The organism is Bowmanella yangjiangensis (assembly GCF_018531185.1).
Classification (GTDB): domain Bacteria; phylum Pseudomonadota; class Gammaproteobacteria; order Enterobacterales; family Alteromonadaceae; genus Bowmanella; species Bowmanella yangjiangensis.
On the sequence record NZ_JAHDJU010000002.1, the window covers coordinates 386,357 to 411,190 of the forward strand.

Here is a 24,834-nt window from a genome sequence, read left to right on the forward strand (position 1 = left end):
GTGAATTTCCCCCTCGCAGAGCTTAGCGGCCTGTTGCAGACCAGTGCGGAGCAATCTGCCCACTGGCATGGGCAGATTTCGGCACTGACAGCCCAGTTCGAGTCCGCTCCCCAGCAAACTTGGCTATTATATGAGCCCGACTTTGAACGATTCAGCCTACTGTTTCTGGCGCTGCTAGGCGCGGGTAAAAGTTTGGTGTTGACCGCAAATGGTCAGCCGCAGCGCTTGCGCGAACTCACTGGGCAGTTTGACATTGCCATTCTGCCCGAGCTTTTGACCGATATTCCTTGTTGGCAGGGGCCATCTTTTACGCAAGCAAGTGTGAGAGCTGGGCTTTGTGTTGGTATGCACAGCACCATAGCGTTTTTTACCTCTGGCAGTAGTGGTGAGCCCAAACAAATAAATAAGACCTTTGGCCAGCTTTGGCAGGAGGTAGAAGCACAAGCGGATCTGTGGCCGGTGACAAGCTTTGCAAAGGTGGCCGCCAGTGTCAGCCATCTGCATATCTATGGCTTACTGTTTAAGTTGCTGCTACCTCTTCGCTGTCGTTTGCCTGTACATGCCCCTTTGATTCAGTTTCCAGAGCAGCTTGAGCAATTGCTGGAAGAAGAGCCGGCCCTGCTATTTGTCTCCAGCCCTGCCTATTTAAACCGGGTAGTGTTAAGTGAGCAGTGGTGTATCAAAGGTGCGCAGCCCGCTCTAACTATCAGTTCGGGCGGACCTTTAGGGCCTGAGGTGGCAAGCCATGTCTATGCCAATCAGCAGCGCCCGCCTATTGAGGTATACGGTAGCACTGAAACCGGGGGCATTGCCTGGCGTCAGTTTCCGCAGACAGACTGGCAGCCGCTGCCAGGTATCGAGATTGCCATCGATGAGGATAGTCGCCTGATGCTTAAATCCCCCTGGGTAGATCCCTTGCAGTGGACGGCAACGGATGACAAAGTTCGGGTAACCAGCCATCAGTGTTTTGCCCTGCTTGGCCGATTGGACCGGATAGTCAAACTGGAGGAAAAGCGCCTTAGCTTGGATGAATTGGAAAAGACCTTGCTATGCCACCCCTTGTGCCAACAAGTGAAAACCCTGTTGTTACCCGGGGTGCGTGCGCAATTGGCAGCAGTGGTACAAGTAGCCGGAGTGCATGACCGCCTGGCACTTATTGCCACGTTTAAAGCGTATCTGGCGGGTTATTATGAGGCGGTGTTGATCCCACGTAAGTGGAGGTTTGTGTCGACGATGCCGATGAATAACCAGGGAAAAATAACCCTGCAGGCGCTGATGGAACTATTTGAATGACGATATTACCCGAGATTCTCAGCCAACAATGTAGTGACTCCAGCTGCATCCTGCAGTTAAGACTGCAACCTGAGCTCTATTATTTTCAAGGGCATTTTCCCGATATGCCGGTGTTGCCTGGCGTAGTGCAAGTGGATTGGGCGGTGGCATTTTCCCGCCAGTATCTGCACATCCCCCAAAACTGGCCAGTAGCGCAATTGGAAGTACTCAAGTTCCAACAGCTGCTGTTGCCCAATATGCAGGTTGAGTTGGCATTGCAACGTAAGAGCACAGACAAGTGTCTGTTCAGCTATCAATCCAGCCAGGGGCAACATGCTTCAGGGCGGATTTTGTTTAAGGTGTCGGCTTGAAACTCTGTGCCCTGATCCCTTCCTATAACCACCATACCAAGCTGGGGACTATTACCGAACGGCTGTTTGCCCTGCATCTGCCCGTGATACTGGTGGATGACGCCAGTGGACCAGAAGCGTCAGCCGCCATGCGGGCGTTGGCGCAGGACAGTCGCATTACGCTGGTGCGCCATGAGCACAATCAGGGCAAAGGCGGCGCGGTGATGTCCGGTATGCAAGAAGCGATTAGACAGGGCTATACCCATGCCCTGCAAGTTGACGCGGATGGCCAGCACGACCTGGCCAGCATCCCTGAACTGCTGGCTAAAGCCAGACAGTATCCAAATGCGGTTATAAGCGGCAAACCCGAGTATGACGACAGTATTCCCAAAGGGCGTAAGTACGGTCGTTACATCACGCATTTTTGGGTGTGGGTGGAAACCCTGTCTTTTGCTATTGAGGATGCCATGTGTGGCTTACGGGTTTATCCACTGACTGCTTGCCAAAGCCTGATGGGAAAACAGCGCCTGGGTAAACGTATGGATTTCGATATTGAGATTCTGGTACGGCTTTATTGGCTAGGTACACCCAGCTACTTTGTTGTCACGCCTGTGCATTACCCTCAAGATGGGTTGTCGCATTTCCAGCCGTTTAAAGACAATGTGCGGATTTCCTGGCTGCACACCCGGCTGTTTTTCGGCATGTTGGTGCGACTGCCGGTGTTACTGGCCAGGAAGTACTCGTTATGACCCGCACTCCCTGGTATCAACACAAGGAACGAGGCAGCGCCTGGGGGCTGGCATTCTGTTTGTGGCTGTACCGATTGGCTGGACGCGGCGTGTTAAGCCTGGTGGTTTATCCGGTTATTTTGTATTTTTTTATCACCGGCGGTCAGGCTCGGCGGGCTTCCAAAGCCTTCCTGCGGCGGGTGTATCAGCAAGGTAGCCCGGCGTTAACAAGCTACCCCGGCAACTGGGCGAGTTTTAAGCACTTTCTGAGTTTTGCTCAGGCCATTCTGGATAAGATTGACGTATGGATGGGAAACATTCGTATCGAACAGGTCAGCTATGAAGGCTATAACCGTTTCGAACGATTACTGGCGCAAAAACAAGGGGCGGTGTTTATCGGCTCGCATCTGGGCAACCTGGAAGTGTGTCGTGCATTAGGGCAAAGCCAGTATCCGGTGCGCATTAACGTCTTAGTCTTTACTGCACACGCACCGTTTTTCAACCAATTGCTAAAGTCGCTGAATCAGGATGTAGAGCTTAACTTGATTCAGGTCACCCAACTGGGGCCGGACATCGCTATCATGCTCAAAGAGCGAGTGGAGCAAGGTGAGTTCGTAGTGATTATGGGGGATCGCACCCCAGTCGATAATCCCGGTCGTACCTGTAATGTGCCTTTTCTGGGCGAACCTGCGGCGTTCTCTCAGGGGCCAGTGATACTCGCCAGTTTACTGGAATGCCCAGTGCTGCAGCTTTTCTGTATGCGTGATGGCGAAGGTTTTAGAATCATTTTTGAAGACTTTGCCGAACCTAAGTTGGCGCTGGTGCGAAAAGAACGTCAGCAGCAACTGGTATTCTGGTGTGGTCGTTACGCACAGCGTCTGGCCGAGGTAGCGAAGCTATATCCCATGCAATGGTTTAATTTTTTTGATTTCTGGCAGTTATCGCCACAGGACAAGGGGCAATCCGGCAAATGAGTAAACAAGCAGCACAAGTGGTGTTCGGTGCAGAGCGTATCAGTATTGAACAGGTGGTCGCTATTGCCGCTGGCGCCGGTGTCGAATTAAGTGAGGATGCCGGGTTTTGCCAGCGTATTGATGCCGGCGTGGCCTTTTTGGATAAATTGCTTCGCGAAGACGGCGAAATTTATGGGGTAACCACAGGTTACGGTGACTCCTGTACTGTCGGTATTCCTTCTCATCTGGCCGCGGAGTTGCCGCTGCATTTAACCCGTTTTCACGGTTGTGGGTTGGGGGAGTATTTCTCTGTGCAGCAAGGACGCGCCATTATGGCGGCACGCCTTTGTTCGTTAACCCAGGGCTATTCGGGCGTGAGCTGGGCTTTGCTTAGGCAACTGAGCGCCTTTATTAATTTGGATATCGTGCCACAGATCCCACAGGAAGGCTCGGTGGGAGCCAGTGGCGACCTGACCCCCCTGTCTTATCTGGCGGCTACGCTCTGTGGTGAGCGCAAGGTAATGTGGCAAGGTGAGCTGCAAGACGCCGAACAAGCGCTCAAGGCGGCGGGCCTAAATAAGCTGACCTTACGCCCCAAAGAAGGCCTGGCCATTATGAATGGCACAGCGGTTATGACCGGCCTGGCCTGCCTTGCTTTTCAGCGCGCCAGTTACCTAAGCGAACTGAGCAGCCGTATTACGGCCATCTGTTGTCTGGCCCTGAAAGGCAACAGCCACCATTTCGACGATATCTTGTTTAGCGTAAAGCCTCATCAGGGGCAGAACCGGGTAGCACAGCGTATTCGTGAAGATCTCAATCACCATGAGCATCCGCGCAATTCCAAGCGCTTGCAGGACAGGTACTCCATCCGCTGTGCCCCCCATGTTATTGGCGTGTTGGAAGATACCTTGCCCTGGCTTCGCGGCCTGATTGAAAATGAACTGAACAGCGCCAATGACAATCCCATCATAGATGGGATAGGCGAGCATGTGCTGCATGGCGGGCATTTCTACGGTGGCCACATTGCCCTGGCCATGGATACCCTGAAAAACTGTGTGGCTAACCTGGCCGATTTAATGGACAGGCAAATGGCCTTGTTGATGGACACTAAGTTTAACAACGGCTTGCCAGCTAACCTGTCAGGGGCAAGTGGCGAGCGGGCCAGCATTAACCATGGCTTTAAAGCGGTGCAGATTGGGGTGTCGGCCTGGACCGCCGAGGCCTTAAAGCAAACCATGCCAGCCAGTGTGTTTTCACGTTCAACTGAATGCCACAATCAGGATAAGGTTAGTATGGGGACTATTGCTGCCAGAGACTGTTTACGTGTGTTGCAGCTTACCGAGCAAGTGGCTGCTGCGGTGTTACTGGCCAGTTGGCAGGGGCTTAAGTTACGTCAGGCTCAAGGGCAATTAGACGACACGACCCTAACCAGCTCGGTGCGCCAATTTGCCGATGCCATAGGTGCACAGTTTCCACTACTGACTGAGGACAGGCCGCTGGAGCATGAACTTCGCGACCTGATAACTCAAATTCAGCAACAAACATGGACATTGTATGCATAGTCTTCCAAGTGCCAGTCTGGTGGTCGAGGTACCCTTTTTCGACGTAGATGCCATGCACGTGGTGTGGCATGGGCACTACGTAAAGTATCTGGAACTGGCCAGATGTGAACTGTTACGTAAGTTCAATTATGACTATCCGGATATGGAAGCCTCGGGTTATGTCTGGCCCATTGTTGACATGCACATTAAGTACGTGGGTTCCGCCCGCATGACAGATAAGATACGCATTGAGGCAAATCTGCTTGAGTATGAGAACAGATTGAAAATTGCCTATCTGATCCGGGATGAAGCCACAGGTAAAAAGCTGACCAAAGCATCGACTATTCAAGTCGCGGTATGTAAGCAAAGCGGCGAGATGCAGTTTGCCAGCCCACAAGTTCTGTTGGATAAGTTGGCGGCCTTATGAAATCCATAATACTGCTGATGCTGGCTGCGTTTTCACTAAATGCCGAACCTCAGGATGCACCGACCTGGCTGGGAGCGTTGCAGCAAGGCACCTTTGTGCAGGAAAAACAGTTGCCCCAGCTTAAACGTCCTTTTGTTTCACGTGGGTTATTTGCTTACGATCCTGACAAAAAACAGCTGATTTGGCATACCCAAGCGCCACTGAATAATAAGCTGCTGATCGACGAACAAGGGGTGGCGGAAGAGGATGCGCAAGGAAACCCGCAGGTACTGACCAGTGATGGCCAGGTTTCGCAGGTGCTACTGATTTTGTTTAGCGGTGATGTACAACGCTGGCAACAGGTGTTTGATCTGACCTGGCAGGAAGAGTGCGTCACTATGACACCCAAACAGCCGTTTTTGCGCGATTTGTTCAGCCAGTTTGAACTTTGCCGCTTGTCTGACACCCAGCAGCAGATTCGATTATTTGAAACCAACGGTACCCAGGCAAGTATCGTCTTGGCACCTATGCCTGAATCTGAGCCGGAGCTATTGCAGTGAACAATTGGCGCTGGCCAATGTGCTGGGGAGTGGTTTTACTGCTGATGCTGGTAAGCCTGAGCCTGACACTGCCACGCACTGAGTTTCGCGCTGATCTCAGACAGTTGCTGCCATCTGGCAGTGTTGATCCCCTGATGCAGCAGGTGGCCGGTCAGTATCAGCAACAGGCACTGTTGTTGCTCAGTCACAGCGACAGTCAGACCCTGACCAGGGCGTTACCCATACTCCGGGACAAAATCGCCGGGTTGGAAGGGGTTAGCGGCAGTGCAACGGACCCATCCAAAGGGTTGGATATCGCCACCTTGGTGAATGTTTTTGGCCGCTTTCCTTTGTCGTTACTTTCCGCTGAGGCAGAGCATGCCCGGCTTAATGATAACTACGATTACATAGTCGAGCGTTATTTCACTGTGTTAAGTCAGCCAGGTAACCCTCTGGTGGGACTGACTATTGGCTCTGCCCCTTTATTGAATCTAGTCGACTGGTTTCCCCGGGTGCAGGGAAAGTGGCGCCAGGACGGTGAATACTGGTACCTGCAAGGTGAGCAGCGATATTACGGCCTGTTTCTGCAACTGGACGAGCAGGCACTAAACGTAAAACAAGCTCCGTGGTTAGTGGAGCAACTAGACGTATTGCTAACTAACTTGCCTGCTGATACCCAGGTGCTGCGCAGTGGCATGCTGTTTCACACTGCTGTGGCAAGCAGTCGCGCCAGTTTTGAAATGCAGCTGTTCGGTGGCATGTCATTGCTGGGTGTAGTGCTGCTAACGCTGCTGATGTTTCGTCGCATCACGCCGTTGTTGCTCACAACTGTTTTGATTGGCAGCTCGCTGCTGGCAGGGTTTGCAGCGCTGTTGCTGGTTTTTCAGCAGGTTCAGCTTTTAGCCCTGGTGTTTGCCGTAAGCCTGATAGGGATCGCGGTGGACTATGCCTATCATTTGTTGTGCTTGGCCCGCTACACCGGGGAGCGAGGACGCGCCCTGGTCAAGCACCTTACCCCGGCATTGTTAACCAGTGCCGTAACCACGGCCATTAGCTATTTACTGCTGACACTATTGCCCATCGACTTGCTTAAACAAGTTGGCGTCTTTGTGGCGGCCGGGTTGGCGTTTGCCCTGCTCACGGCTTTGTTACTGCTAGCCTGGCTACCTCTTCACTTCCCGCCCCAAACGGCAAAGAGCAAACCAGGCTCAGCACTCGCCTGTCGGTCATTGCTGGCGTTGATGCTAGTGGCTGCTATAAGTGGCGCTTGGCAACTGCGTTTTGCTGATGATGTGCGTTTATTTAACAGTTCACCAGCTTGGCTTTTGCAAAACGAGCAGCAGGTTGCGAGTCTGAGTGGTTATACGCAATACCCGCGATTACTAAGTGTTGAAGCTGACAATGAGGAGCAGTTGTTGCAACGTTTTGCCGCCATCCGTCATGCCTTCAGTGCGGTGGGGTTGGATCCTCAGGCGCTAAGTGGGCTGGACCAATGGCTGCCTTCCATGGCCCAACAAAGTCAAAATGCCAGTTGGCTGCGTGAAGGCCTGGTGCAGGGGCAGCTTGATGATATCTCTTCATACTGGCAGGAAGGCGCATTGCAGCAATTACTGGATGCCCCGGATGCTGGGCTGACCCTGGCCTTGTTACCCGAAGCGCTGCGCCGCGCTTACCCACCGGTGTTGCATAACGGCCATCATTGGACAGGGGTACTGCGCTTTGCAGGGTCATTGGATAAGCAGCAACTTGAGGCGGTCAATCAGAAACTGGATTTCCCGCTGCAATTGCATGATGAACCCGCACTGATTAGCGCGTCACTTAAGCAGTTACGCCTGTATCTGATGGAATTTTTGCTGGCGGCCTTGCTGTGTATAGGGCTATTGCTGTCCTGGCGTTATGGCGTCAAAAGAGGTGCACTAATGGTTGGCATCTGTGCATTGGTGACCGGCAATGCGCTTATTATTGGGCAGCGGTGGTTAGGCTATGCCAGCTTGTTTAATTTACTGGCCTGCGTCCTGATAGTCGCCTTGCTGGTGGATTACCTGGTATTTATTACTGAGCATGGGGACAGCGGTCACGTCAGGCAAGCGCTGTTGATGTCGTCACTAACCTCCATGCTGGCATTTGGCATGATGGTGTTCAGTCAGACACCGGCCATCTATCAATTTGGTTTTACGTTGCTGGTCGGGCTCAGCCTGGGCTGGCTGGTTTGTCGGCTGTTACCAGCAGCCTGGATAAGGAATATAAATGAACCTTTGTGATGTCGTGGTAATTGGAGCGGGGCCAGCTGGCGCTTGTGCAGCGGCAATGTTGGTAGACCAGGGGCTGTCGGTCATTGTGCTGGAAAAAGAACAGTTTCCGCGTTTCTCCATAGGTGAGAGCTTATTGCCACAAAGCATGGCCTTTTTGGATAAGGCCGGATTGGTAGAGGCAGTTAATCAGCATGGTTTTCAGTTAAAAAACGGCGCGGCCTTTTTGAAAGACGGCCAATACACAGTGTTCGATTTCAGTGACAAATATTCCGAAGGTCCGGGCACCACCTTTCAGGTAAAACGTGCTGAGTTTGACAAGTTGCTGGCTGATGGTGCTGCCAACAAAGGTGCCCAGATTCGATATCGGCACCAGTTGCTGGACGTATGTGGCCAAGCCGGGGCAATGACCCTGACGGTAGATGATTTAAACGAGCAACAACAGTATCAGCTGAGCTGCCGTTTTGTTTTGGATGCCAGCGGTTTCGGCCGGGTATTGCCAAGATTACTTGACCTTGAAAGTCCGTCGGACTTTCCGGTGCGTAAGGCGGTCTTTACCCATGTGCGCGATCATGCTCCTGCGCATTTTGACCGCAATAAGATCCTGATTACCGTGCATCCGCAAAAGCAGGATATCTGGTTTTGGTTGATCCCCTTTTCTGATGGAACCAGTAGTTTAGGGGTAGTGGGTCTTGAGCAACATTATCAGCAGGCCGGAGACTTGGACGATGAGGCTATGCTGTGGCATTTCATCAAGCAAACGCCTGAGCTGCACCAATTGTTGATTGATGCTGAAGTGGTGCAGCCGTTGCGCACTATTATGGGTTATTCCGCCAATGTCAGACAGCTTTTTGGTGACGGCTATGCCTTGCTTGGCAATGCTGGCGAGTTCCTTGACCCGGTGTTTTCCTCGGGCGTGACCATTGCATTGCAATCCGCCAATTTGGCCGTGCCCTTGGTGGTAAAACAGCTGGCAGGACAGCCGGTGGACTGGCAAACCGAATTCAGCGACCCGCTGCGAAGTGGTATCGGTTGCTTTAAGGAATTTGTTGGGGGGTGGTATGACACCCGATTGCAGGACATCATTTTTTACCCAGCCCCCGATCCTGGGATTAAGCGCATGGTTTGTTCGGTGCTAGCCGGCTATGCCTGGGATGGCAAAAATCCTTTTGTATCTGACGCCAAGCGGCGTCTCAATACCCTGGCCCAGATATGCGCAGCCTAATAATCCTTCTGGTATTGGCTTTATGCGCTTGTGCGGGACAGGTGACCCGGCATGTGGTGTTAACCGACAATACCAACTATGTCCTGCAACCGCCGCCCGATAATCTGATTGGTGAAGGACGACTGGAGCAGTTGCAGGTCACTTCGGCCGAAGGTTCACACAGCCTGCTGCTACAAACCGAGTATGATGGTCAGAGGCTGCAAATGAGCGGCCTGGCGCCAAGTGGCGTGAGTTTGTTTGATTTGAGTTGGCATGCGCAGCAGGGGTACCAAATCCAGCAAAATCTGCCTATGCCGGGCTTTGATATTGGCAAAATCCTGGCTTATTACCAACTGTCCGCCTGGCCAGTGTCATTGGTGAGTAAGGGCTTGCAGGGTGAAGCCCGGCTTGAGCAGGCTGGTGCAGAGCGGGTGGTAAAGCTAGCGGACGAAAGCTTGTTTCGATTAACCAGTGAAGGCAAAATTCGCCGCTTCGTACATTTACGCGACAAGTATCAAATAGAGATTCGGCTTTTGGAGCAATGGCAACTGCATGAGTAGTTTAGTCAGCCTGGGCATAGTCTGTGCGCTGGGCAATAACGGTCAGGACGTGCTGAGTAACTGCCTCAGGGGAGGTCAGTTTCTGTCTGCACGCCAGGATCTTTTGCCGCAACGCCAGGTGATGGTAGGGGCGGTAAATTCCCCCTTGCCCGATATGACAGACTTCCCTGTAGAGTATCAAAGCCGCACTAACCAACTAGCTTTCGCGGCATATCAGCAAATTGCCGAAGTGATTAAAAAGCTGAACTGTGCGCCGCATCGATTGGCGGTTATTTTGGGTACCAGCACCTCTGGTATTGCCGAAGGTGAGCAGGCGCTGGCGCAACTGGATGCAGAAGGGCGTTTACCCGCCACTTACCACTATACCACCCAGGAAATGCATGCACCGGCAAGCTTTATCGCCAGCCTGAGTGGGGCCACCGGCCCTGCGTATTGTATTTCCACTGCTTGCTCATCGTCAGCTAAAGCCTTGATTAGTGCCCGGCTGCTGCTCGACGCTGATATGGCAGATGTGGTGATTACCGGCGGCGTAGACAGCTTATGTAAGCTAACTCTAAATGGTTTTGCCGCGCTGGAATCGGTATCCGCGGGAGTGTGTCAGCCGTTCGGCAAAGCGCGGGATGGTATCAATATCGGTGAGGGGGCTGCCTTGTTTGTGATGCAAAAAGGCAACAACGGGATTCGTCTGGCCGGTTTTGGCGAAAGTGCCGACGCTTACCATATCTCTGCCCCGCACCCAGAAGGCACAGGTGCCTATCAGGCTATGCACAAAGCGTTGGATATGGCCGGGGTTGAGGCATCCTCACTGGGCTATTTGAATCTGCATGGCACAGGTACACCGCTTAATGATGAGATGGAGTCAAAGGCGGTTAATCGGCTTTGCTCACAAGTGCCTTGCAGTTCAACCAAGGCGCTTACCGGTCATACCTTGGGTGCGGCGGGGGCAATTGAAGCGGGTATCTGTTGGCTGCTAATGAACCAAGCTGAAGCCTGGTTGCCGGCCAACCAGCATAACGGGCTAAGCGACCCGACACTGGCGCCCATCAATCTGCTGCAAAGCATCATACAGGTTGAATCGCTTAACTATTGTTTATCCAATTCGTTTGCCTTCGGCGGCAGTAACGTTGCACTGTTGTTGGCAAGAGAGTGAGCCGATGTATCAGATAGAAGATCTTATTCCTCACAGACCCCCAATGGTATTGATAGATGCCATGGTCGCGTATGATGAGCAGCATGCTAAGTGCAGGGTCTGTATTCACCCACAGGTTAATTTTTTCGACTCAGCACTAAATGGCGTACCTGCCCATGTGGGAATGGAGTATATGGCGCAGACTATCGCGGCATTTGCCGGTGCGCAGGCCAGAGATGCGGGTGAACCCATCAGCGTGGGTTTTTTATTGGGCAGCCGTAAGTACGAGTGTCTGCATAGCCATTTTGCCAATGGCACCGAGCTGTTGGTCAGTGTTGAGCAGTTACACAGGGAGGCATCCGGTTTGGGGGTATTTGATTGCCGCATTGAAGCCGCAGGGATGGTATTGGCCCAGGCCAAAATTAATGTATTTCAGCCTGAGAATGCCAGTCAGTATGTGAGAGAAGCCAGTGGAAAAACAAATGAATAAACGAGTACTGGTCACCGGTGCCAGCGGTGGTCTGGGTGGTGCTATTGCTATCAGGCTAGCCAAGGCCGGGTTTGAGGTGTGCTTACATTACCGGGGCAGTCTGTCAAAGGTGCAAAGCGTACAAAGCGAGATTGCGGCCTTTGCTCCCGCGCCCAGATTGCTGCAATTTGATGCCTGTGACCGGCAGCAGACCGCCAGCGTGTTAGAAGCGGAAGTGGCCGAACAAGGGGCTTTCTATGGTGTGGTCTGTAATGCCGGCATTACCCGCGACAATGCCTTTCCGGCCATGTCTGGCGATGACTGGGATCTGGTGCTGCGTACCAACCTGGACGGTTTTTATAATGTGCTGCACCCCCTGATTATGCCTATGGTACAGGCCAGACAAGGTGGCCGCATTGTGACAGTTACTTCGGTGTCTGGGCTGTTGGGTAACCGTGGTCAGGTCAATTACAGTGCATCCAAAGCCGGTTTGATTGGCGCTACCAAATCGCTGGCGCTGGAGCTAGCCAAACGCAAGATTACCTGTAACGCCGTGGCGCCCGGACTTATCGAAACCGAAATGGTTGCTGATTTACCTCAGGAGCAGTTGATGCAACATATTCCCTTGCGCCGCATGGGCAAGGTGGACGAAGTGGCAGCCATGGTGAATTTTTTGTTTAGTGATGATGCCGGCTATATCACCCGCCAGGTGTTTGCCGTTGATGGTGGATTAAGCTGATGAAGCGTGTGGTTGTCACTGGTATGTCGGCCATTACGGCACTGGGTAATGACTGGCAAGATTTTGAACAGGCACTGCGCCTGGAACGTAATGCCGTTAAGCTGATGCCCGACTGGCAGACGGTGGGTGAGCTGGCAACTAAACTGGCGGCACCCGTCGAGTTTTCCCGTCCAGCGCATTTTCAGCGTAAGAAAATTCGCGCCATGGGGCGCGTCGCACTAATGGCCACCGCAGCCACCGAACAAGCCTTGCAACAGGCAGGGTTGCTCGGTGAAGCAGTGCTGAGTGACGGTAGTACCGGCATTGCCTATGGCTCGTCCACTGGTTCAACCTCACCGATTCCGGCCTTTGGCAACTTGCTGTCTTGTGGCGATATGACCGGTGTGACGGCCACCAGTTACATTCAAATGATGGCACATACCACGGCGGTGAATCTGGCGGTCTACTTTGCCGCCAAGGGCCGGGTGATTACCACCAGCTCTGCCTGTACCTCAGCCTCCCAAGGCATAGGTTATGCGTTTGAGGCGATTAAATACGGCAAGCAGAAAGTCATGATCGCTGGCGGTGCTGAAGAACTATGTGTCAGTGAGGCGGCGGTGTTTGATACTTTGTATGCCACCAGTACCCGTAATGACAGCCCGGAACTAACCCCCCGTCCTTATGACGCTCAACGTGACGGCCTGGTCATTGGTGAAGGGGCCGGCACCCTGATTCTGGAAGAGTTAGAGCACGCCAGAGCCAGAGGGGCGAGCATTTATGCGGAACTGGTGGGTTTTGGCACCAACTCAGATGGTTTGCATGTTACTCAGCCAACCAGCGAGACCATGTGCAGGGCGATGCAACTGGCTCTGGACGACGCCGGTATTGATGGAGCTCAGATTGGTTATGTGAACGGCCATGGCACCGCCACCGAAGCCGGGGATATTGCCGAGTCTGTGGCCACTCTTCAGGCGCTGGGTTGCGCTGTGCCGATTAGTTCACTGAAAAGCTATTTGGGCCATACCCTGGGGGCCTGTGGCGGCATTGAAGCCTGGGCCAGTATCCAGATGATGAACAAAGGTTGGTTTGCCCCCACCATTAATCTGGACAACATCGACCCACGTTGCGCCGAGCTGGATTATATTCGCCAGGGTGGTCGGAATATGGATGTGGAATGGGTGATGTCCAACAACTTTGCCTTTGGTGGTATTAATACCTCACTGATTTTCCGTCGCTGGGCGAACTGATGCGTAAGCTGTTTACTGCTTGCTTAATGTTTGTTGCCGTTGCGGCAAACAGCACTGAGTCTGACTATGTGCTGGAAGTCGGTGTCGGGGCCGTGGCCGGGCAGTTACCTAAGTATGCTGGCTCCTCCGAAGACTATAACTTTGTCTTGCCCTTTCCCTATATCTATTACCGCGATGAGCGGCTAACACTGGATAAGGAAGCCGTCACCAGCACCTTACTGAAAAATGCGGATTGGCGATTGTCGTTGACTGCCTCTGGAGCTTTGCCCGTCAAGGAGGCCGAGCGGCGCCAAGGTATGCCCGAGCTTGGCTGGGTCGGCAGAGCAGGGCCACAGTTGGAATATCAAATTCATCCCGAATGGCAGTTAAGCTGGCGGTTGCATAAGGCTGTGGCGATTTCAGATTGGAAACTGCAGAATGTGGGCTGGGTGGGGGATATGGCCCTAACCTGGGAAAAGAGCCTGGCGTCGGAATTTTTACCTGGCAGGTTGGTACTGACAGCGCAGGCCAGCCTCAGTTATGCGGACCATAGACATCAGGGGTACTACTACGATGTGGCACCACAATATAGTCTTGCTGACCGGCCAACCTTTAGTGCTAGCTCTGGGCTAATGGGCACTGGCGCATCCTTGGGGTTAACCTGGCGTCATCAGGACTGGTGGCTGGGCGCTTATGTTAAGTACAGTAATCTGACCCACAATCAAAATGTCGCCAGCCCACTATTGGAAGAACAACATCAGCTTAATGCCGGCATCGCCCTGGCCAAGGTGTTATGGACAAATCAAAGAGGAAGATAACCATGAAAAAAATCGCATATATTGCTGCTGTTGCGGCGTTAACCAGTTCCTTCGCTGCTCAGGCCAGGGATGACAGAGTCAGGTTTGACCTGGAACCCTTCTTGTCTTCAGGCAAAGCCAAGGAAGTGTTGCTGGATGTACCCGTGTATTTTGCCGGTCAGCAACACAGCGCCATTAAGGAAACCTGGGGCGAAGTGACCACCAGTCGTAAAACCAATGCCTTTAACAAGTCGGATAAAGAAGCCTGTGAATGGGTCTTGTTGTCAGCATTAAAAGTACTGCAGGAAAGAGCCAAGAAGGAAGGCATGAATGCCGTGGTTAACATTAAGTCTAACTACAAGCATCAGGAATACGCCAGTGCCGAACAGTTTGAATGTGGTGCCGGTACTTTTGTGGCGGGTGTTGCATTAAAAGGTGACATAGTTAAGTTATAGTTTCTTTTCCAATTGAAACCATCAGGGAAGTATTATGATAAAAATAAATAAGATACTGTCGATTTCCGCTTTTGTACTGTTGTCCGTTGGATGTGCACCATCCAGTTATGTAGTAAAAAGTCCAAGCCAATCTAATATGCCTTACCAGGCGGTCAACGTTAAGTCACCTTTAGAACTTTCATTTGCAGATAAGCGTGAGTCGGCATCCTCTTTTTCAACCGGTGTACTCAAGGCTGATCTTGTTCTTGATGGAAAACAATTTGATTCCATCCAGTTTATAAAAGACCACACCATCAGGGAAATTCAAGCAAGGGGCATAGATATCAAGCTTGCAGAGTCTGAAAATGCAGATGTGAATATTAATAAGCTTGTGATGAAGAACCATCGTACCAATGCTTATACGCCATTCATAACATTGACTATGCTCAGTGCTGACATTGTCAATAATGGTCAGAAGGAGAGAGTTGCGGTTTTCATCAAAAGAGGAAAAGTACCAGTTTGGTCATTTGATGAAATTATCAATCCTACCCTGAACGAACCTTTGGAACTGTTGATTAAAGAGTTTTCTGCAAAATTAACTGCAAACCTCTATGCTGCTAAGCTGTCGGACAATGAAGTTTTGGCCTTAATTGCTAGGCTGTCTAATCGAGCAAATAAGGAACTCAGTTATCTGGATGTTTATGAGCTGGGTTTCAGTAACAATATTAAGGCCGCAACTTATTTACGAGACCTAACCAAATCTGACGATGAGTACGTCAGAATGGCAGCTATTTCCTCTCTAGGGATACTCAAGGATCAGGCATCACTTTTACTGCTGAAAGATTTGTCCAAGTCTGCTAAAACGTGGACAGACCGCGCTATGGCTTTGAAGTCTATTGGTGATATCGGAGGGGAAGAAGCGACGGCTTTTTTGCGTGATAAAAAGGTGGAATTAGAAGGTCAAGACTCCAAAGAAGAACTCTGGAGTACAGAAATTATTGATCTCTATCTATAATAGATTGGCTTAAATATACCAGTCTGGCAGTGTATTTAAGCCTTATTTTCCGACTGATTAGTATTTTTATGAGGAAAATTAACTGAGGTTCAATTTGACCATCGACGTCTGCCAAGTACAACTTTCTTCATACAATGAGTTTTTAGATTTGCTTGGCAATCCACTTATTAGTAAATATACCAGCAGCAGTTGCAATTTTTTCCAATCTATCACAAGCCCCTAATGCAACCCCCGACCCAATTGTTTTTACTACGTTGCGAGAACTTTCCCCTTGTCGGTGCAAACTTATTTCAAAAGTCGCGACAGAACTAGGTCGGATAGACATAAATTTCCATTGATGCGAGACCAGTTCAGTTATTTTGATATCAACGGTCCATTCCTTGGTAAGTGGATTGCTTACACCATCACTAACAATGAAATTCAAATTGTAATCTTCTGAGTTTGATTTCAGCGAGTGATTCAGTGTGTCAATTACAGTGCATTCTGCTTTAACCTTTTCTAATGAATCGGCTTCGGTGATTTTAATCGGCTGTAAAACAATGTTTGTAGCGATTAGATTGCTGTTTGGGGGAGGTGTAGTGCCAGATTGTTTATTTGCACAGGATGTTGTGAAGACTAAAAAAATGATTAAGTAAATTGTTTTCATAATATCTCCTTATTTTTCTAAATTACTCAGAAACAAAGAGAATGGCAATTTAGTCTTAACTCACCAGATTATTATCCCCGGAGCTAAAGGCAATAATCCGGCTAAGCTCCTGCAACGAACGACCACTTTGCTTTGCCAACTGGTTAAAATAGTTCTGAATGATCGCCAGGTTGCGTTTACTGGTGAGACCGCCGTCGATAAGCTTGTGTGCACGTAGATAGCTTTCCACATCCTGGCTTAACAGGAAGGTGTCTTTACCGATAAAACGCAGGGCGTATGGGCCGGTATTGCCACCCAAACGAGCGCCGTGTTTTTTCAGATATTCCCACAGGCCGATAATATCTTCGCCTGGCCAGTCGGTGACAAAGTTACCAAAACTGCCATGCTGCTTGCGCACCGCATCTATCATTAGGGCATTGTCGCGAATGGTTTTCACTTTATTGAAGTTACGGATGATCTCGGGATTGGCGGCTTTACGCTCCAGCATTTCATCCGGCATCAGCAGAACTTTGTCGATATCAAAACCGAAGAAGCACTCCTCAAAGGCCGGCCACTTTTGCTCCACCACGCGCCACACGAAGCCGGATTGAAAGATCTTTTTGCTGAATTCAGCTAAGAAGCGATCATCACTGACTGCGCTAAGTTCATCAGCAGACTTAGGCTTGCCCAACATAGCCTCAAGGGCTTGCTCTCCGCCTTTGCGCTCGCAGGCGCGCTGATAGAGCGCCTCGAATGTTTCACCTTGAAATTCCATAAGGGCCTCTAGTAGTAGGAGTAGGCTTTGAACTAATAAGTTGCATGCAGTTGGCAGCCAGGCCGGATGACCAGCATGCTGCCAACCAGGTTTAACTGATTAACTGCCGATACCGCTATGGCGCAGCAAGGCATCTACTTGCGGCTCTCGGCCACGGAATGCCACAAACAGCTCCATCGGCTCTTTGCTGCCGCCCATTTCCAGAATATGGGTGAGGAAGTCTTCGCCGGTGCGGGGGTTAAATATGCCTTCTTCTTCAAAACGCGAGAAGGCATCGGCTGACAGCACTTCTGCCCACTTGTAGCTGTAATAGCCTGCCGCATAGCCGCCGGCAAAGATATGGCCGAAACTGTGCTGGAAGCGGTTAAAGCTGGGCGGGATCACCACAGACACCTGCTGACGCACTCGGTCCAGCACTTGTTGCACCTGACCGCTTTGCCCTGGCTGATAATCCTGATGTAAGTGGAAGTCAAACAGGCTGAATTCCAACTGCCTGACCATCTGCATGGCAGACTGGAAGTTACGGGCTGCCAGCATTTTATCCAGCAATTCCTTGGGCAGCGGCTCACCGCTTTGATAGTGACCGGAGATAAAGCTCAGCGCTTCTTCTTCCCAGCACCAGTTTTCCAGAAACTGGCTGGGCAGCTCTACCGCATCCCAAGGTACACCGTTGATTCCGGCAACGCCACTGGCTGCCACTTTGGTCAGCATATGGTGAATACCATGGCCGAACTCATGGAATAGGGTAACTACTTCATCATGGGTAAATAACGCTGGTTTATCCCCCACCGGACCATTGAAGTTGCAAGTCAGGTAAGCCACCGGGTTTTGCACTTCGCCGCCGTCCAGCAAGCGTCTGTCTAAACAGACATCCATCCAGGCACCGCCACGCTTGTGCGCCCGCGCATACAGATCCAGATAGAAACTGCCGCGCAGTTCGTTGTTCTTGTCGAAGATATCAAAGAAGCGCACGTCTTTATGCCAGACGTCCACCCCATCGCGCTGGGCAATATGCAGACCGTACAAACGTTTGACCACTTCAAATAAGCCGCTGACCACTTTGTGCTCTGGGAAATAAGGGCGCAATTGTTCATCGGATATGGCGTATCTGTCTTCTTTGAGCTTTTCGCTGTAATAGGCCAGATCCCAGGCTTCCAGATGGTTGATACCATAGGCTTCCTGAGCGAACTCGCGTAATTCGGCCAGGTCAGCCTGTGCCTGGGGCTTAGAACGTCTGGCCAGGTCGTCTAAAAAGCCGATAACCTGCTCGGTGGACTCGGCCATTTTTGTGGCAAGTGAGCGCTGGGCATAGGTATCAAAACCCAGCAACTGTGCGAGTTCCTGACGCAGGGTCAGGGTTTCTTCCATAATGGCGCTGTTGTCCCATTTACCAGCATTGGGGCCCTGGTCGGAAGCGCGGGTGCTGTAGGCCAAATACATTTCTTCGCGCAGTTCGCGGTTATCAGCATACATCATCACAGGCAAGTAGCTGGGAATATCCAGGGTAAATAACCAGCCCTGCAAATCTTTTTGTTTGGCAGCCTGCGCCGCCGCTTCCAAGGCAGATTCAGGTAAGCCGGCGAGCTCGTCCTGGTTTAGAATATGTTTGGTCCAACCCAGCGTGGCATCCATCAGGTTATTGCTGAATTTGCTGGATAAATCAGACAAACGGCTTTGAATTTCGGCAAAACGTTGTTGTTTGTCCTTGGGCAACGCGATACCTGATAACTCGAAGTCGCGCAGCGCGTTATCAATCACTTTGCGTTGGGCATCCGTTAGCTGTGGATACTCCTCGCCCTCACGAATGGCTTTATAAGCGCGGTATAGGCCTTCATGCTGACCTACCCAGGTGCCGTAATCAGACAAAAGTGGCAAACAGGCGTCATGAGCTTCGCGCAGTTCATCATTGCTTACCACCGAATTCATATGGGACACCGGTGACCAGTAACGGCTCAGCTTATCGTCCGCCTCATCCAGCGGCGCGACCAAGTTGTCCCAAGTAAAATGAGGCTGGGTAACTAAGCGTTCGATCTCGGCCTTACAATGGGCAATGGCTTGTTCGACCCGTGGCTGAATTTCGCTGGGTTTGATGGCTGAAAATACCGGTAGAAGCGTGTCGCTCATGGAAGGATCCTGTTTGCATTGAATATTGACAAGATAAGGTTGGCTGACCAGAACTCAAGCCCCCAGATAAAAAAACAGGCGCGAGGAGCGCCTGCTTTTCGCTTTTCACATTTACTTAATGTCGATGCGCTTGCTGTTAATTTGTTCACCTGCCGGTTTTGGTAACAACACGGTCAGCACGCCTTTGTCATAGCTGGCTTTCACCTCACTGCTGTCACTCAGGGTAAACGGCAATGGAATGACTCTTCGGAAGGAACCGTAAGCTCGCTCCATCAAGTGATAGCCTTTGTCATCCTTATCTTCTTTTTTGAACTGCTTTTCACCTTGAATCAGGAGTTGGTCACCATGTAATTCAAGCTGAATGTCTTCCCGATTCATATCAGGTAAATCAACTTTGACTTCCAGCGCTTCTTTGGTCTCAGCAATATCGACGGCAGGCCTTAGCCACTTAGCATCAGAGGCTTGTGGCCAGTCCTTAAAAAAGTCGTCAAATACATTATCTAAACGGCTGCGCAGAGAGGTCACTGTCTCAGGTTTCTGGTGGCCGAACAGACTTGGGAAAAAGCTCATATACACCTCCAGTTTGTTTGTGATTGCAGATAAAAAATAGGGTCACCAGAGGGGTTCATCAAGCTAAAGATGCATGATTTTTGCGCAAGATCAAATTGCTCGCTTATCACTCAATCCTAGCCTGCTTTGCAAGCAAATACCGGTTTAACCTGTCTATTCATTTCTGACAATTGAATGGCAATTTGGCAGAATTGCTGAATCTGGGATAAGAGCAAAGCATATGCAAGAATTCGACTATATCTGTATAGGCGGTGGCAGCGGTGGTATCGCCTCGGCCAACCGCGCGGCCAGTCATGGCGCTAAGGTGGCGCTAATTGAAGCCAATAAAATAGGTGGTACCTGCGTGAACGTAGGTTGTGTACCTAAAAAAGCCATGTGGTTTGGTGCCCAAGTCGCCGAGGCTATTAAGCTCTATGCGCCAGATTATGGTTTTGATCTGACCTTGAATGAGTTCAATTGGAAGACGTTGGTAGATAGCCGTGAGGCTTACATTGAACGTATCCATGGTTCTTATGACAGGGTGCTGGGTAATAACGGCATCACCCGTATTGAAGGCTTTGGCCGTTTTGTGGATGCCAATACTGTTGAGGTGAACGGTGAGCACTACCGCGGCAAACATATCCTGATTGCCACAGGCGGCAGGCCAAGTTGGCCGGATGTACCAGGTGCTCAATACGGTATCGACTCAAACGGTTTTTTTGCTTTACAGCAACAACCCAAACGAGCTTTGGTGGTTGGTGCCGGTTATATCGCCGTTGAGTTAGCCGGCGTATTACATGGCTTAGGTACCCAGACGCACTTGGCGGTGCGCAAAGAAAAGCCGCTGCGTGGTTTTGACCCTATGCTAAGCGACACACTGGTTGAGTTGATGGCTGAGCATGGCCCGACTTTGCATACACACAGCGAAATACAGCGGGTGGACAAGCGTGGTGATGGCGCTTTAGACGTAACATTTAGAAATGGTCAGAGTCTGCAGGTAGACTGTTTGATTTGGGCCATTGGCAGAGAGCCTGCAACAGATAAGTTGAACTTGGACAAGGCCGGTGTAGAGGTTAACCAGCAGGGCTATATCCAGGTGGATAAGTTCCAAAACACCAGCACTGCGGGTATTTATGCGGTAGGTGATAATACCGGTCGTATCGAGCTTACTCCTGTTGCGGTTAAGGCCGGGCGTTTGTTGTCTGAGCGCTTGTTCAATGGCCAGACACAGGCCCATATGGATTACGATCTGGTGCCTACCGTGGTATTCAGCCATCCCACTATCGGTACTATTGGTTTAACCGAGCCTGAGGCCGAAGCGCAATTTGGCCGTGACAATATCAAGGTTTACACCTCCGGTTTTGGGGCTATGTATACCGCCGTTACCCGCCACCGGCAGGTCACCCGTATGAAACTGATTTGTGCGGGCCCAGAGGAGAAAGTAGTGGGCTTGCATGGTATCGGTCTGGGCATGGATGAAATTCTGCAGGGTTTTGCGGTGGCCATCAAAATGGGCGCCACCAAGGCCGATTTTGACGCCTGTGTGGCTATTCACCCTACCAGTGCGGAAGAGTTTGTCACCATGCGCTAAGCATACAAAGCCGATTTAACCTGGGCGGAGAAGCGCTCCGTCCAGGTTTAGCGATGCCCTATCATTGCTTGCGCTGGCTTACCACGGGCTGACCGTATTTGGGAGAACGTGGGCCATATAGCAAGCCATTGTAGCTCTCGGATGACAGCATTCGGTTCGCCGCGATACCTGCAATTTCAAAGCCTTTATCTGTTAGGGTTTCCACTATCTGGTTTACCGCCGCCTCAATTAGCATGCCGGCCAAACTTTGATCGTCGCTGCTGCGCTGCTCGGCACTGGAGGCCCTGGCCGAGCCAGTCCATAACCTCTCTCCGGTTGATAAGTCCACCAATATCGCCGACGCGCTGACAACGGTATCACTGGACAGCACCACGTAAGAGGTGCCGTACTCTTCTATGGTGACGTAAAGAGCAGTATCAGCACCAAAAACACTTTTTAGTGTTGCATAGTCAACTGCATGAATATCCTGGGCTACGGTCAGTCCGTTTTCTTTAAAGGTGTTGTACACCAGAGCCACAGGGAACACGTAGTATCCTGATTCGGCAATAGGCGCGGCAATCTGTGCCAGCAGGCCATAAGGTGCCATGACTTCCGGGCTGTTGTTAATGGGTGGCAGCACCAAAATGGAGGTGGGCGCTGCATTTTCAAATGCCGCATAGTCAACGCTGTTAGACGGTGATGCACAGCCTGCCAACATACCTGCACTGGCTAAGAGGCCGAATATCAGTTTTTTCATCTTGCCGTCCCATTCTTGTTATTTTGCAGCAGCAAATCGATATACTGAGCTGACTCTGGGAAGAGCGTTTTTTCTGTTATCAGGCTTTCATAGCCTGCGGCTTCATCACCAATCTGCATATACAGCATACCCAAATGGGCGTGTATGCCGGGTGCCACGGGCAGACCTTCACTTTTTGCGGTGCTCAGGGTTTGCTGCAAACTTAAGATTTGCTCATTAACGGAAGATTCTCCGCTAATGTACTGATACACCGCTTGCGGATAACTACCATAGTAATAAAGCGGCTCGGTGGTTTTGCATGCCCCTAACAACAAGCTTGGCGTTAATATCAGTAACTTCAGCCGCATAGCCTTACTTCCAGGTGCCACTCTCAATACCAAGGATCAAATTGTTGACCGCTTCGCGGATGGCCAAATCCAGCACCTTGCCATTCAGTGTTGCGTCATAACTGGCTGTGCTGCCAAAGCCAACTACTTCACGATTGGATAAGCTGTATTCTCCAGCCCCTTGCACGGAATACACAACCTCAGAGGTTTGTACATCAACGACATTTAAGTTGACCTTGGCATAGGCAATTTGTGACTTGCCTTTCCCCAGTAGTCCAAAAAGCTGTTTGTCACCCACCTCTTTGCGCCCAAACTCAGTTACATCGCCGGTCAGCACAAAGTTGGCACCTAAAAAGGATTTTTCCTGGCCCGATAAGTCAGCTTCCTGAGTTAGTTCGTCGAGGTTTTCCCGGTCCAGGACCCGGAATCTATTGGTTTGCTGAAGATGGGTGATAAGGGTTGTCTTTGCCTGAGAACCTAATCTGTCGATACCATTAGCAAATAGCCCATTCTGAAAGCTGGATCTGTTGGCAAATTTTCCCACCGATATCCTACTTTTTTCACCTTGGTAGGCGGTGTTGTAGCTATTCACTTTGGGTGCTTCTACAACCCGTGATGATTCGCTGGCGCAACCAGATAATAAGACGGCAACGCCCATGGAAAGGAGCAAGGCAGTCCGTTTAATGGTTAAATTCGCTGTCATAATGTGGACCTCAATAATTTAATCTCTAGCGAGTTTTCACTAGCAGTGAATGGATAGCTTAGGATGCGCTCTAGATTAGCTTCTCCCCAGGCGATTCATGCAGGCTCTGCAACTAAGGTCATAGTGTATTAGATTGCAAACCCGTAAGAAGTTAAAAGTTGTATTTTGGATTGGCTCTGCGCACGGCTTTTATCCGTTAAGCCGGAATGTGTAGAATACTCTGCGGCCATGGCACTCAGGTTGTCAGTTGAGTAAAGGAAGTATGAGGCTAGGGGGACAATGAACGGAACAGTAGAGCTGTTTGTGGGTAAATCCGGCAAGTTGAACAAGAATGTTCACAGCGCTATTCGCAAACAACAACAAGAAGAACCTTTACTGCTCAGCCAGAGCGGTTTTGCAGGTGATGAGCAGGCCGATCCTAAGCACCATGGTGGCCCGGATCGGGCCGTACACCTCTACCCGTTAGAGCACTACGCTTACTGGCAACTGCAGTATCCCGAGCATCCGGACTTTGTTCCCGGGGCCTTTGGTGAAAATATCAGTCTGACCGGCATGGTTGAGGAGCAAGTCTGTATTGGCGATGTGTTTCAGCTTGGTCAGGCAAAAGTGCAGGTAAGCCAGCCGCGCTCGCCCTGCTTTAAACTTAATCTGCGATTTGGGGTGCCGGATTTAGCCTTGCAGTTACAGCTTACCGGCAAGGCTGGCTATTTGCTGCGTGTTTTGGAGCCTGGTTGGGTGGCGCCCGGAGATGAGCTGAGTTTGCTTACGCGCGCTTGGCCAGAGTTAACAGTACGTATGGTGGCCTGGCAGTTTTTCAATCATCCACTTAATTCATTATTCTTAAAACAACTTCTGGCTTGTGAGGCGCTGTCGGAAAGCTGGAAAAGCAAGGCTCTGCAACGACTTGAGCAAGGCCATGTTGAGGATTGGAGTAAACGCTTATTCGGCTTTTTGCCTCGTTCTTAAGTCGCGTCATCCCCTATTCATCTTTTTGCTGCCATAGTATTGCCAGGATTTGCCGTTAGGCTTGGCTAAAAGCTTAAACATAAGAGAGAAATAAAATGGAAAAACAACAGAACAACCTACTGGCATTGGGGGTCTTTTTGGGCCTGGTGCTATTAGGTTATCTGCTTGGCAATGCTGCCATTGAGGTTAAAGAATACGAGCGCACCGTGACGGTTAAAGGTTTGTCGGAGCGGGAAGTGCAGGCAGATGTGGTGATATGGCCTGTTGCCTTTACCGAAGCCGGTAACGATCTGGAGCAGCTGTATCTGGATATGGAAAAGAATGTTGAGAAGATCCGCGCTTACCTCACTCTCAAGGGAATTGATGAAAGTGCGGTGAGTATCAATGCGCCGTCTGTCACTGACAAATCCGCTCAGCAATGGGGGGGCGGCGAAAAAGCCGAATTTCGTTTTCTGGCCACGCAAGTGGTGACTGTCTATTCGCCGCAGATAGATCTGGTTCGTGATGCCATGCAGGATATTGTTGAGCTGGGTAAACAAGGATTGGTGTTTAGTGCCAACAGCTATGAGCATATGACCGAATATCAATTCACCGGCCTTAATGCACTGAAACCGGAAATGGTGCAGGAAGCTACCACCAACGCCAGAGCGGTGGCAGAAAAGTTTGCCAAGGATTCGCAAAGTCAGGTGGGCAAAATTCGCCGCGCCTCGCAAGGCCAGTTCAGCATTGAGGACAGGGATAAAAACAACCCGCATATTAAGACTATCCGGGTGGTGTCGACTATCGAGTACTATCTGGCCGACTAAAACCGTTCATAATTTCGTCATCCAGTCGACATAATCCTTTTGC

General features: G+C 50.8%; 27 protein-coding genes. 20 read left to right on the forward strand and 7 right to left on the reverse strand.

Translation table 11 applies throughout. The features are described from left to right. From KJY73_RS11330 to KJY73_RS11410, 17 genes are read left to right on the forward strand one after another with little or no spacing between them, the layout of a single operon-like run. The gene (locus tag KJY73_RS11330) at positions 1–1,293 is read left to right on the forward strand and encodes an AMP-binding protein (protein WP_214343876.1); all 1,293 of its coding nucleotides are present in this window, start codon (positions 1–3) and stop codon (positions 1,291–1,293) included. Further along, positions 1,290–1,643 carry an ApeI family dehydratase gene (locus tag KJY73_RS11335; protein WP_188690844.1) on the forward strand — a complete coding sequence of 118 codons (354 nt, stop codon included), beginning with the start codon at positions 1,290–1,292 and terminating at the stop codon, positions 1,641–1,643. The genes KJY73_RS11330 and KJY73_RS11335 overlap by 4 nt, the downstream gene beginning before the upstream one ends. Further along, entirely contained in the window at positions 1,640–2,371 is a 732-nt protein-coding gene (locus KJY73_RS11340; protein ID WP_188690840.1) for a glycosyltransferase family 2 protein, read from the forward strand. Before KJY73_RS11335 ends, KJY73_RS11340 begins: the two co-directional genes overlap by 4 nt. Continuing rightward, on the forward strand, positions 2,368–3,324 hold the full coding sequence (locus KJY73_RS11345; protein ID WP_214343877.1) for an LpxL/LpxP family acyltransferase: 957 nt from the start codon (positions 2,368–2,370) through the stop codon (positions 3,322–3,324). Before KJY73_RS11340 ends, KJY73_RS11345 begins: the two co-directional genes overlap by 4 nt. Continuing rightward, entirely contained in the window at positions 3,321–4,865 is a 1,545-nt protein-coding gene (locus KJY73_RS11350) for an HAL/PAL/TAL family ammonia-lyase (protein WP_188690835.1), read from the forward strand. Before KJY73_RS11345 ends, KJY73_RS11350 begins: the two co-directional genes overlap by 4 nt. Continuing rightward, positions 4,858–5,271, forward strand: a complete 414-nt coding sequence (locus KJY73_RS11355; RefSeq protein WP_188690832.1) for an acyl-CoA thioesterase — start codon at positions 4,858–4,860, stop codon at positions 5,269–5,271. The genes KJY73_RS11350 and KJY73_RS11355 overlap by 8 nt, the downstream gene beginning before the upstream one ends. After that, positions 5,268–5,810 (forward strand): LolA family protein, encoded by a 543-nt coding sequence (locus KJY73_RS11360; RefSeq protein ID WP_214343878.1) that lies wholly within the window; start codon positions 5,268–5,270, stop codon positions 5,808–5,810. The genes KJY73_RS11355 and KJY73_RS11360 overlap by 4 nt, the downstream gene beginning before the upstream one ends. After that, positions 5,807–8,050 carry an MMPL family transporter gene (locus KJY73_RS11365; RefSeq protein WP_214343879.1) on the forward strand — a complete coding sequence of 748 codons (2,244 nt, stop codon included), beginning with the start codon at positions 5,807–5,809 and terminating at the stop codon, positions 8,048–8,050. The genes KJY73_RS11360 and KJY73_RS11365 overlap by 4 nt, the downstream gene beginning before the upstream one ends. Next, complete coding sequence (locus tag KJY73_RS11370) at positions 8,037–9,263, forward strand: NAD(P)/FAD-dependent oxidoreductase (RefSeq protein WP_214343880.1); 1,227 nt, start codon at positions 8,037–8,039, stop codon at positions 9,261–9,263. Before KJY73_RS11365 ends, KJY73_RS11370 begins: the two co-directional genes overlap by 14 nt. Then, positions 9,251–9,802, forward strand: coding sequence for a DUF3261 domain-containing protein (locus KJY73_RS11375; RefSeq protein WP_214343881.1), 552 nt, complete (start codon positions 9,251–9,253; stop codon positions 9,800–9,802). The genes KJY73_RS11370 and KJY73_RS11375 overlap by 13 nt, the downstream gene beginning before the upstream one ends. Then, a complete protein-coding gene (locus tag KJY73_RS11380) occupies positions 9,795–10,952 on the forward strand; it encodes a beta-ketoacyl-ACP synthase (protein WP_214343882.1) in 1,158 nt (385 codons plus the stop codon). Before KJY73_RS11375 ends, KJY73_RS11380 begins: the two co-directional genes overlap by 8 nt. 4 nt (positions 10,953–10,956) lie before the next feature. Beyond that, positions 10,957–11,421 (forward strand): ApeP family dehydratase, encoded by a 465-nt coding sequence (locus tag KJY73_RS11385; protein ID WP_188690813.1) that lies wholly within the window; start codon positions 10,957–10,959, stop codon positions 11,419–11,421. Beyond that, positions 11,414–12,139, forward strand: coding sequence for a 3-ketoacyl-ACP reductase FabG2 (locus KJY73_RS11390; protein ID WP_188690809.1), 726 nt, complete (start codon positions 11,414–11,416; stop codon positions 12,137–12,139). Before KJY73_RS11385 ends, KJY73_RS11390 begins: the two co-directional genes overlap by 8 nt. Beyond that, positions 12,139–13,365 carry a beta-ketoacyl-ACP synthase gene (locus tag KJY73_RS11395; protein WP_214343883.1) on the forward strand — a complete coding sequence of 409 codons (1,227 nt, stop codon included), beginning with the start codon at positions 12,139–12,141 and terminating at the stop codon, positions 13,363–13,365. The genes KJY73_RS11390 and KJY73_RS11395 overlap by 1 nt, the downstream gene beginning before the upstream one ends. Further along, on the forward strand, positions 13,365–14,162 hold the full coding sequence (locus KJY73_RS11400; RefSeq protein WP_214343884.1) for a MipA/OmpV family protein: 798 nt from the start codon (positions 13,365–13,367) through the stop codon (positions 14,160–14,162). The genes KJY73_RS11395 and KJY73_RS11400 overlap by 1 nt, the downstream gene beginning before the upstream one ends. 2 nt (positions 14,163–14,164) lie before the next feature. Beyond that, positions 14,165–14,596 (forward strand): excinuclease ABC subunit A, encoded by a 432-nt coding sequence (locus KJY73_RS11405; protein WP_214343885.1) that lies wholly within the window; start codon positions 14,165–14,167, stop codon positions 14,594–14,596. Between the two features lie 34 nt (positions 14,597–14,630). Beyond that, positions 14,631–15,590: a HEAT repeat domain-containing protein gene (locus KJY73_RS11410; RefSeq protein WP_214343886.1), complete on the forward strand. Its 960-nt coding sequence runs from the start codon at positions 14,631–14,633 to the stop codon at positions 15,588–15,590. Positions 15,591–15,732: 142 nt separating this feature from the next. On the opposite strand, the gene KJY73_RS11415 is transcribed toward KJY73_RS11410, so the two are convergent. The 4 genes from KJY73_RS11415 to KJY73_RS11430 all read right to left on the reverse strand — a co-directional run bounded on the left by KJY73_RS11415 (position 15,733) and on the right by KJY73_RS11430 (position 19,684). Next, positions 15,733–16,236: a hypothetical protein gene (locus tag KJY73_RS11415; protein ID WP_214343887.1), complete on the reverse strand. Its 504-nt coding sequence runs from the start codon at positions 16,234–16,236 to the stop codon at positions 15,733–15,735. A gap of 55 nt (positions 16,237–16,291) precedes the next feature. Beyond that, positions 16,292–16,990 carry a DNA-3-methyladenine glycosylase I gene (locus KJY73_RS11420; protein ID WP_214343888.1) on the reverse strand — a complete coding sequence of 233 codons (699 nt, stop codon included), beginning with the start codon at positions 16,988–16,990 and terminating at the stop codon, positions 16,292–16,294. Positions 16,991–17,089: 99 nt separating this feature from the next. Next, positions 17,090–19,114 carry an oligopeptidase A gene (gene prlC, locus KJY73_RS11425; RefSeq protein WP_214343889.1) on the reverse strand — a complete coding sequence of 675 codons (2,025 nt, stop codon included), beginning with the start codon at positions 19,112–19,114 and terminating at the stop codon, positions 17,090–17,092. Between the two features lie 111 nt (positions 19,115–19,225). Then, positions 19,226–19,684 (reverse strand): Hsp20/alpha crystallin family protein, encoded by a 459-nt coding sequence (locus tag KJY73_RS11430; RefSeq protein ID WP_214343890.1) that lies wholly within the window; start codon positions 19,682–19,684, stop codon positions 19,226–19,228. A 220-nt stretch (positions 19,685–19,904) separates the two neighbouring features. Between KJY73_RS11430 and gorA the strand changes: the two genes are divergently transcribed. After that, entirely contained in the window at positions 19,905–21,254 is a 1,350-nt protein-coding gene (gorA, locus tag KJY73_RS11435; RefSeq protein WP_214343891.1) for a glutathione-disulfide reductase, read from the forward strand. 61 nt (positions 21,255–21,315) lie between these two features. Here gorA and KJY73_RS11440 read toward each other — a convergent pair whose 3' ends face one another. The 3 genes from KJY73_RS11440 to KJY73_RS11450 are packed head-to-tail and all read right to left on the reverse strand — an operon-like array spanning position 21,316 to position 23,019. Next, positions 21,316–21,990, reverse strand: a complete 675-nt coding sequence (locus KJY73_RS11440; protein ID WP_214343892.1) for a DUF799 domain-containing protein — start codon at positions 21,988–21,990, stop codon at positions 21,316–21,318. Then, positions 21,987–22,337, reverse strand: coding sequence for a DUF4810 domain-containing protein (locus KJY73_RS11445; protein WP_214343893.1), 351 nt, complete (start codon positions 22,335–22,337; stop codon positions 21,987–21,989). The genes KJY73_RS11440 and KJY73_RS11445 overlap by 4 nt, the downstream gene beginning before the upstream one ends. A 4-nt stretch (positions 22,338–22,341) precedes the next feature. Then, positions 22,342–23,019, reverse strand: coding sequence for a CsgG/HfaB family protein (locus tag KJY73_RS11450; protein ID WP_214343894.1), 678 nt, complete (start codon positions 23,017–23,019; stop codon positions 22,342–22,344). Between the two features lie 279 nt (positions 23,020–23,298). Between KJY73_RS11450 and KJY73_RS11455 the strand changes: the two genes are divergently transcribed. Beyond that, positions 23,299–23,985, forward strand: coding sequence for an MOSC domain-containing protein (locus KJY73_RS11455; RefSeq protein WP_214343895.1), 687 nt, complete (start codon positions 23,299–23,301; stop codon positions 23,983–23,985). Positions 23,986–24,080: 95 nt separating this feature from the next. Continuing rightward, entirely contained in the window at positions 24,081–24,791 is a 711-nt protein-coding gene (locus KJY73_RS11460; RefSeq protein ID WP_214343896.1) for an SIMPL domain-containing protein, read from the forward strand. Positions 24,792–24,834: the final 43 nt, after the last annotated feature.

Coding starts and splice junctions, on each gene's coding strand:
- KJY73_RS11335 (WP_188690844.1), top strand. CDS start 1,290: ATGACGATATTACCCGAGATTCTCAGCCAACAATGTAGTGACTCCAGC.
- KJY73_RS11345 (WP_214343877.1), top strand. CDS start 2,368: ATGACCCGCACTCCCTGGTATCAACACAAGGAACGAGGCAGCGCCTGG.
- KJY73_RS11350 (WP_188690835.1), top strand. CDS start 3,321: ATGAGTAAACAAGCAGCACAAGTGGTGTTCGGTGCAGAGCGTATCAGT.
- KJY73_RS11355 (WP_188690832.1), top strand. CDS start 4,858: ATGCATAGTCTTCCAAGTGCCAGTCTGGTGGTCGAGGTACCCTTTTTC.
- KJY73_RS11360 (WP_214343878.1), top strand. CDS start 5,268: ATGAAATCCATAATACTGCTGATGCTGGCTGCGTTTTCACTAAATGCC.
- KJY73_RS11370 (WP_214343880.1), top strand. CDS start 8,037: ATGAACCTTTGTGATGTCGTGGTAATTGGAGCGGGGCCAGCTGGCGCT.
- KJY73_RS11375 (WP_214343881.1), top strand. CDS start 9,251: ATGCGCAGCCTAATAATCCTTCTGGTATTGGCTTTATGCGCTTGTGCG.
- KJY73_RS11380 (WP_214343882.1), top strand. CDS start 9,795: ATGAGTAGTTTAGTCAGCCTGGGCATAGTCTGTGCGCTGGGCAATAAC.
- KJY73_RS11385 (WP_188690813.1), top strand. CDS start 10,957: ATGTATCAGATAGAAGATCTTATTCCTCACAGACCCCCAATGGTATTG.
- KJY73_RS11390 (WP_188690809.1), top strand. CDS start 11,414: ATGAATAAACGAGTACTGGTCACCGGTGCCAGCGGTGGTCTGGGTGGT.
- KJY73_RS11395 (WP_214343883.1), top strand. CDS start 12,139: ATGAAGCGTGTGGTTGTCACTGGTATGTCGGCCATTACGGCACTGGGT.
- KJY73_RS11400 (WP_214343884.1), top strand. CDS start 13,365: ATGCGTAAGCTGTTTACTGCTTGCTTAATGTTTGTTGCCGTTGCGGCA.
- KJY73_RS11405 (WP_214343885.1), top strand. CDS start 14,165: ATGAAAAAAATCGCATATATTGCTGCTGTTGCGGCGTTAACCAGTTCC.
- KJY73_RS11410 (WP_214343886.1), top strand. CDS start 14,631: ATGATAAAAATAAATAAGATACTGTCGATTTCCGCTTTTGTACTGTTG.
- KJY73_RS11415 (WP_214343887.1), bottom strand. CDS start 16,236: ATGAAAACAATTTACTTAATCATTTTTTTAGTCTTCACAACATCCTGT.
- KJY73_RS11420 (WP_214343888.1), bottom strand. CDS start 16,990: ATGGAATTTCAAGGTGAAACATTCGAGGCGCTCTATCAGCGCGCCTGC.
- prlC (WP_214343889.1), bottom strand. CDS start 19,114: ATGAGCGACACGCTTCTACCGGTATTTTCAGCCATCAAACCCAGCGAA.
- KJY73_RS11430 (WP_214343890.1), bottom strand. CDS start 19,684: ATGAGCTTTTTCCCAAGTCTGTTCGGCCACCAGAAACCTGAGACAGTG.
- gorA (WP_214343891.1), top strand. CDS start 19,905: ATGCAAGAATTCGACTATATCTGTATAGGCGGTGGCAGCGGTGGTATC.
- KJY73_RS11440 (WP_214343892.1), bottom strand. CDS start 21,990: ATGAAAAAACTGATATTCGGCCTCTTAGCCAGTGCAGGTATGTTGGCA.
- KJY73_RS11445 (WP_214343893.1), bottom strand. CDS start 22,337: ATGCGGCTGAAGTTACTGATATTAACGCCAAGCTTGTTGTTAGGGGCA.
- KJY73_RS11450 (WP_214343894.1), bottom strand. CDS start 23,019: ATGACAGCGAATTTAACCATTAAACGGACTGCCTTGCTCCTTTCCATG.
- KJY73_RS11455 (WP_214343895.1), top strand. CDS start 23,299: ATGAACGGAACAGTAGAGCTGTTTGTGGGTAAATCCGGCAAGTTGAAC.
- KJY73_RS11460 (WP_214343896.1), top strand. CDS start 24,081: ATGGAAAAACAACAGAACAACCTACTGGCATTGGGGGTCTTTTTGGGC.